Below are 7603 nucleotides of genomic sequence, written 5' to 3' on the forward strand. Positions count from 1 at the left end.
CCTTTAGACGCGTGCCGGAAATCCAAGGGTTATACCCTAAGAGCAAACCACCCCTTTTAGGGGTGGTTTTGATTTTGGTTCGCGCCATGTGGGGGTGATGGCGACGTGCATTTTTGCGAGTATTCTGCAATCGAAGGCCCCTGCATACCGACCTCGGGCAAAAAATCGGGATTTCTCGATGTTTTCTACGAATGATGGGCGGGGTTATGGGCTGACAGCGTTTGATTTGCAGGGATATTCGCGGTCTTTGGCATTTATCGTAGCGCCCGAAGCTCTTGGTTATGTTGAATACTCCTAAAAATGCACGGCGCTTAGAGGGGGACCTTCGCGAAAAAGGAAACCGCCCCGTCGAAGTATGCGTTCGACGGGGCGGTTTATACATTTGGCCGATTAAGGATGCGCTGCCAAACTACTAGAACTTGACGGTCGGGGCCTGGCGGGCTGCTTCGGCGGCCTCAAAGCCCTGGCGCTCCTTAAACTGGAAGATGCCGGCAAAGATGACAGCCGGGAACGTCTGAATGGCGTTGTTGTAGCTGAGCACGCAATCGTTGTAGCTCTGGCGTGCATAGCTAATCTTGTTCTCGGTATCCTCGAGCGATGCCTGCAGCTGCGTAAAGTTGGTGTTTGCCTTAAGATTGGGGTAGGCCTCGGCTACGGCGAAGAGCTGGCGCAGCGCACCGGTCAGCACGTTGTCGGCTTCCATCTTGGCCTCGGGCGTGGTGGCCTTGACGGCGGTGTTACGCGCACTGATCACGGCGGAGAGCGTCTCTTGCTCGTGCTTGGCGTAGCCCTTGACGGTCTCGACCAGGTTGGGGATCAGGTCGTTGCGGCGCTGCAGCTGCGTATCGATGTTCTGCCAGGCGTTATCGATGCGGTTACGCTTGGTGACCATGTTGTTGTAGATGCCGGCGATGGCGCAGACAATCACAATGACAACAACGATGCCGATGATGACGGTAATCATGATGTCTCCGTTTCGAATGGCCGCGGCGGCATGCGCCAGCTGCCGTTGGTATAACGCTACTAGTATACCCGCAACGTTTTGCCGTGCCGAACTTTCCGGTAAGCGTTGTGTTTTCGGCGGGGTCGGTACCGGGGCAAAGCGCGCGAGGTACAGGTGTAAGATATGCGACAGATTGACGAGTGTTGTCTTTGCCCTGAGGATGGCGATACCAGTGGACCTTCGCATCAAGAAAACCTACCGTGCCCTGTTCGATGCCTTTACCGAGCTTCTCGAGGAGCATCGTTTTGAGGACCTGACGGTTGCCATGCTGTGCGACCGCGCCATGATTCGCCGCACGACGTTCTACAAGCACTTTCGCGACAAGAACGATTACTTTGCCTTTTATATCGATGAGCTCATGTCGGGCTTGCCGCAAAAACAGCCCGATGAGGCCGGCGCAGTGTCTGCCGAGGACGTGCGCGCGCTTCGGCACGCGATTTTGGACGATGCCATGGATTTGATTCTGGCGCACGAGCAGCTCATGGATAACATTTTGGCAAGCAGCATGTCGGGCATGTTGACCAACGTTATTTGCGACCGCATTGCCCGCTCTATCCGCGAGCGTGTGATGAACGTGCTTGCCGAGGATGCCCTGGCCCCCGTGTCGCTCGAGACGACGTCTGAGTTTGTCGCCGGCGGTATTATTCGACTTTTCACGATATGGTGGGAATCGGGCCACGATCTTGAGCGTCGACCCGAGATGGCCGACGTGGTCGATGCGCTGTTTGAGCGGACCATGACGCCGGTGCATCACTAAAAGTGGCGGAGAGAGGGGGATTCGAACCCCCGGAACGCTCTCGCGCTCAACGGTTTTCAAGACCGCCGCATTCAACCGCTCTGCCATCTCTCCGTGAGTCGTAATGATAGCATCGTTTTGAATTTGCAACAGGGAAGGCGAACGATGACGATCACCGAAATCGACGAGAAGTTCATGCGCGAGGCGTTGGCGGAGGCGCGAGCCGCCGCGGCGGTGGGCGAGGTGCCCATCGGAGCCGTAGTGGTGCGCGACGGCGAGATCGTCGCGAGGGCGCACAATCGGCGCGAGCTCGACCAGGACCCTTCGGCGCATGCAGAGTTCGCGGCCCTGTGCGCCGCTGCCCAGGCGCTTGGCCGCTGGCGCCTTTCCGACTGTACGGTCTATGTGACGTTGGAACCCTGCTGCATGTGTGCGGGGCTTATGGTCAATGCGCGCGTGGGGCGCTGCGTGTATGGCGCGAGCGACGCCAAGGCGGGTGCGTTGGGCTCGTTGTACGATCTCAATGCCGATTCGCGCCTAAACCATCGGTTTCATGTGACCGCCGGCGTGTTGGCGGATGAGTGTCGCGCGGTGCTGAGCAACTATTTTGCCGGTTTGCGCGGTGCGGATGGCGTCGGTTGCGGCTGCGGTGCAAACCTTGAGGCGCATGTTGCCCACGCCGAGGCCCTTGCTGACGGCGAGGATCTTGCCGGCGAGACGCTCGACTTTGGTCCCGTGCAGCGCCGGCCTCGCCGTGTGCTGCTGGCGATTGATTCCTTTAAGGGCAGCGTTTCGAGTGCGCAGGCAGAGGAGGTCGTTGCCGAAGGCGTGCGCCGCGTGTGGCCCGATGCCCAAGTAAGCGCGCTGCCGCTGGCGGATGGCGGTGAGGGAACGCTCGATGCCGTTGCCGCGTGCGGCGGTGAGATTGTGACCTGCGAGGTGGCAGGCCCCTTGGGCAAGTGCGTGGCTGCCCGGATGCTGGTGGACGGCGAGCACGAGTCGGCTGTCATTGAGATGGCCGAAGCCGCGGGCATCGGGTGCTCGCCGTGCACGGAGTCGGCGGCGTTGGCCGCTACGACCTATGGCGTGGGCGAGCTGATGCTTCGTGCGGTTCGCGCGGGGGCGAGGACCCTATATATGGGACTGGGCGGCAGCGCCACCAACGACGGTGGCGCCGGCATGCTGCAAGCGCTGGGCGCGCGTCTTGTCGATGACCGTGGCTGCAATATCGCGCTGGGGCTCACGGGCCTTGAACACGTGGCGAGTATCGATTTGGCACCGGCGCTTCGGGCACTGAATGGCGCGCGTGTCGTGGTGCTTTCCGATGTCGAGAATCCGCTCGTGGGGCGTCGCGGGGCGCTTGCGGTGTTTGGCGGGCAAAAGGGCCTGCCGACAGACGATGTCGAAGCGCTGGGCGGGTACGACGACTGGATGGTCGGTTACGGTCGCCTGCTCGATACGGCGATTGCCGAGGCACGGGCTCAGGTGTTACTGCGCGTGCCCGAGGGTGCGCGGACGTTTGGCTCGGTGCTCGGCGTGCCCGGCGCCGGTGCCGCTGGCGGTCTGGGCGCCGCGCTGCTAGCGCTCGGTGCAGAGCTACATTCGGGCGTGGAGACGGTGCTTGATCTGATTGGGTTTGACGAGCGCGTGCGGGATGTCGATCTGGTCATAACGGGCGAGGGCAATATGGACGAGCAATCCGCCGCCGGCAAAGCGCCGGTGGGTGTGGCCCGCCGTGCCAAGCGCTATGGCAAGCCGGTGGTCGCCGTCGTGGGCGGTCGCGCTGACAACCTGGATGCGGTGTATGGGCAGGGCATCGACCTTGTACTGCCGATCTGTCGCAAGCCCATGGACCTGGAGCAGGCACTCGACCCGCAAGAAGCCACAACTAACCTCATCTGCGCCGGCGAGGCGGTCGCTCGATCCTACGACCTCGGTCGCCTCTAAAACCAATCCCTCCCCAATAACTTGCGGTGAAATACGGAGTGTTTTTGCCTTTAAGGCGCCAATTCAGTCCGTATTCCACCGCAACTTCGTGAATGGCCATCCGAGGCTGGTCGCCTTGTGCTTTGGGTCGGACCGTCTGCCATGAAATGCGGTAATCTACTACGTTTAGCGGAACACCCTCGACCATCCCGGAATTTGTGAAATTAAAACCGCAGGTAGAAAGCTTGCCGATTTTCGAAAAAGTCGGCTATGGTTGACCCCGCGGCCTAAACGTAGTAGATGGGCCCTTTCCGTGGCACAGCACCAGATCAGTCTTTTTGGGGCTAGAAAAACACCCGTAAAGGCATGTGAATCTGAACAATTCAATCCTGCGCCTTGTGGCGCTCGATGGTGCTGTCTAGGGATCGGAGGCTATGCACTTCAGGTGTTGACGCTGTCATTCATGTGCCATTAGTAGATTGCTCTTCGTTCAGTTGTTCGCCAATTAATCCTGCCAATTAATTACCATTTCGGGCGAAGAAGTGGATTATCTCCATGATGGACCTCTTTGGGCATAATGTTGTCTTTAAATTGTCCTAATCAATAGATCGCTCTTGGGAAGAGAAGGCGACACCAGAGGGGGAGAAGGGAATTGGAGAGGAAAGTTTTCGGCGGGGGGGGGCAGAGAGTCGCTGCTCTCTGCCTTGCGCTGGTTCTCGGCTTCGGATGTTTATCCGTCGGCGCGACGGCCGGTGTCGCATATGCGGCCACGGCATCGCGGACTGCGTATACTGCGGAGGAGTTTGAGATCACCCAGGACGGCGTGACCTATTCGTGCGAGACCACGGATAAGGGAACGGCGGAAATCACAGGTATTGTTGCCGACGACAGTGTGACCGCGGTGAGTGTGCCCAGCTCTATCGAGCATGGTGGCCAGACCTACAAAGTCACCAAACTTTATTTCTCGTCTGGTATCGTGGCCAAGAACGTTGAGCAGCTGACGCTTCCCGACACGCTCGAAAAAATGTACGGAGGGAATTTCCGGAGGTTCGCAAAGGTCAAGGAGCTCCATATCCCTGGCTCCATCAAGAACTTCGGTTGCTCGCTGCAAAACGCTGGCTCGCTCGAAAAGCTCTATTTCGATGAGGGCGTCGAGGAGATTAGCGCCAACATGATGGTCTATGGCTGCAGCAACCTTTCGGAGATCGATCTCCCCTCCACCCTCAAAATGATTTCGGGCTCGGGCGCCTTCGAGGGGGCCACGGCCCTCACGGGCGTCGAGTTTCCAAAAGATGTCGCCTTCTCCGACGCCATAACGGGCGTGTTCGAAGACTGCACGTCTCTGACAAGCGTGTCGTTGCCCGCTTCGGTTACCAAGATCCCCTCGGGCATGTTTGACGGATGCACCTCTCTCACGTCCGTCACCGCGCTGAGCGAAATCGAGTCCATCGGGGATAGGGCGTTTCGGAATTGCTCGAGTTTAACCGGGATCGATTTCCCGGGCACATTGACGAGCATCGGATCCTCTGCTTTCCAGGGGTGTGCCAGCCTGGTGAGCGTGCCCAATCTAAGCAAGGTAACAAAGATGGGCTGGGGGGCGTTTTACGAGTGCAAAAAACTGCAGGCGTCCGTGGATCTGTCCTCGCTTCAGAACATTCCGGACAATGCGTTCTGCTACACGCCGGTTAAGATCGTGGGGCTCTGCGACAGCCTGAAGAGTATCGGTGACTGGGCCTTTATCCAGAGCAACGTCGCCGTCCAGCTTCCCAGAACACTTGAAACAATTGGCGACTACGCCTTCTATTACGGCACGTTGATGGAGCAGTTTTCCATTCCGGATTCCGTGACTTCCGTTGGCAAGGCAGCCTTCTCGGGCGTAGATGGCGTGAAGGATGTGACGATCGGGCGCGGCCTCACCAAAATACCCTCGGGTATGTTTGAAGGCAGCACCGTTCAAAAGATCACAATCGAAAACAGCATGGACGACATCACCGGCTCGGAGAACCTCCCGTTCTTTGGCGTCGATATTGTCTACACGCGCGAGTCCATCGATGACGGCGTCGGCGATACCGTGAGCAATGACAGCACCAAGACCCTTCAGGAGCTGGTCAACGAGGCCCCCGATGGCAAGGAAACCGTCATCACCCTGAAAAAGCACGTGAAGCTCGGCTCCACGCTCACGATTCCTGCCGGGAAGATGATTAAGATCACGTCGGATGAGCCCTATACCATCTTGGCAACAAAGAATAGCGACGTCTCCGTACTGGTCAATGTTGCCGAGAGGGCATCCCTCGAGCTGTCGGGGAAAGCGTCCCTGAGAGGTCGTTACAACAAGGGCGCCATTATTTCTAGCAGGGGAGCAGTTGTGCTCTCTGACGAGGCCGTTGTGTACGACGGCACCACGAGCAGTGATAACGCGGGCGCCGTCGACGTGTCGGGAGAAAATGCCTCGCTTACCATGACGGGCGGCGTTATCGAGCAGTGCGAGCTGCGCCATTCGTATTGCGGTGCCGTTCGCGCGTCCAGTGGCGCTCATGTAGTTATGAGGGGTGGCGTTATCCGTAACAACGGAGTCGTTACCGGGGCCACCAATTGCTATTGGCTTACATCTTCTGGCGTCATTTTGTGGGGCGACGCTCGCTTTGACATGAGCGGAGGCCGCATCGAGGGCAACAACGGTTATCGAGGCAGTGCGGTGCTTGCGTACGGCCAGGGTAAGGGCGAAAAACAAAGAGCCAAGTTCACGATGACTGGTGGCCAGATTTCCGGCAACAGGAGCAGTAGGCTGGAGACGGCCTACGATCCTTCCGGAGCAGTTCATATTGAGGGCAATGCCGAGTTCACCATGACGGGTGGAAAGATTGAGAACAACGTTGCGTCTGGCAAAGGCAAAGGCGGCGGAGTGTGTGTGGTTGACCCGGGCTGCCAGGGCGGCGAAAAGGGGAATACTGCTTTCACCATGCGGGGCGGGTCCATATCTGGCAACTCCGCTTCCGCCGGCGGAGGTGTCTATACCTATTCGGATGGCGTCACGCTCAGCACGGGCGAGATTAAGGACAATACTGCTTGGAGCATGGGCGGCGGCGTGTATAGCGAAGGCAACGAGTATCTTGGCTATAGTACGCTCCATATCGAAAACGCTTGCGTTGTTGATAACCATGCGGATGGGCAGGGCGGCGGCATGTGGTTCTGCCCGACCGGAAAGGCCAAGGTTTACGTCCAGGACGGCGGCCTGATCGCCAGGAACACGGCTGGTGAGGCGGGAGACGACTTCGTCTTCACCGGCTTCAAAGACGCCAAATACAAACTGACCTTGGCCAACCGCGCTCCGGGCGGCGGAAAGGTCAGCTGGTACAGAGACGGTGGGCTGTTTAACCCCGAAGGCACTTATGCGTCAACAAACCCCGAAATCCCGCGATTCAAGCCCGACGGTGACAACGGCGAGCCCCTGTCCTTTACCGACGCCACGCCGAACGTTGCGCTTAAATCTGTGATGAGCGAGGATGTGTATAACCTTGGCGGCGGCCAGACGTCGCTGACGATCTCCGGCAATACGGCCAAGTATGGAGGCGGCATCGGCGCCAACGGCGGTGTCGTCATCGGTAAGTCCGAGAACATCAACATTCCCATCAAAAAGGTCTGGGAGAACCCTAAGATCCCCCATCCTAATAAGGTCAAAGTAAATCTCAAGAACGGCGATACCGTCATCGATTCGATCACCTTGAGCGAGTCTGACGGCTGGGAGGGTGCCTTCTCCAATCTGCCGCAGCGTGACGCTTCCGGCTCCGTGATCGCCTACACCGTGGCCGAGGACCCCGTCGAGGGCTACAGCTCGAAGGTCACCGGCGACGCCGAGCGCGGCTTCACCGTGACCAACACCTCCACGGCCAAGGTCTCGGTGCCCGTCGAGAAGAAGTGGGTCGGCCCGGCGGCCGAGA

The 7603-nt window shown here is 58.7% G+C and carries 4 protein-coding genes and 1 tRNA gene; 3 read left to right on the forward strand and 2 right to left on the reverse strand.

The window, feature by feature from the left end; all coding sequences use genetic code 11:
• Positions 1-412: 412 nt before the first annotated feature.
• Positions 413-964 carry a LemA family protein gene (locus ACRX4W_RS05455; protein ID WP_432299542.1) on the reverse strand — a complete coding sequence of 184 codons (552 nt, stop codon included), beginning with the start codon at positions 962-964 and terminating at the stop codon, positions 413-415.
• A gap of 211 nt (positions 965-1175) precedes the next feature.
• Here ACRX4W_RS05455 and ACRX4W_RS05460 point away from each other — a divergent pair, with 211 nt between their 5' ends.
• A complete protein-coding gene (locus ACRX4W_RS05460; RefSeq protein WP_158551589.1) occupies positions 1176-1760 on the forward strand; it encodes a TetR/AcrR family transcriptional regulator in 585 nt (194 codons plus the stop codon).
• Between the two features lie 3 nt (positions 1761-1763).
• On the opposite strand, the gene ACRX4W_RS05465 is transcribed toward ACRX4W_RS05460, so the two are convergent.
• Positions 1764-1853, reverse strand: a tRNA-Ser gene (locus ACRX4W_RS05465).
• 51 nt (positions 1854-1904) lie between these two features.
• Between ACRX4W_RS05465 and tadA the strand changes: the two genes are divergently transcribed.
• Positions 1905-3686, forward strand: coding sequence for a tRNA adenosine(34) deaminase TadA (tadA, locus tag ACRX4W_RS05470; protein WP_432299544.1), 1782 nt, complete (start codon positions 1905-1907; stop codon positions 3684-3686).
• Positions 3687-4488: 802 nt separating this feature from the next.
• The coding region (locus ACRX4W_RS05475) for a leucine-rich repeat protein (protein WP_432299545.1) at positions 4489-7603 on the forward strand (3115 nt) is incomplete at its 3' end.

The organism is Collinsella aerofaciens (assembly GCF_964283865.1).
In the GTDB taxonomy this organism is placed as follows: domain Bacteria; phylum Actinomycetota; class Coriobacteriia; order Coriobacteriales; family Coriobacteriaceae; genus Collinsella.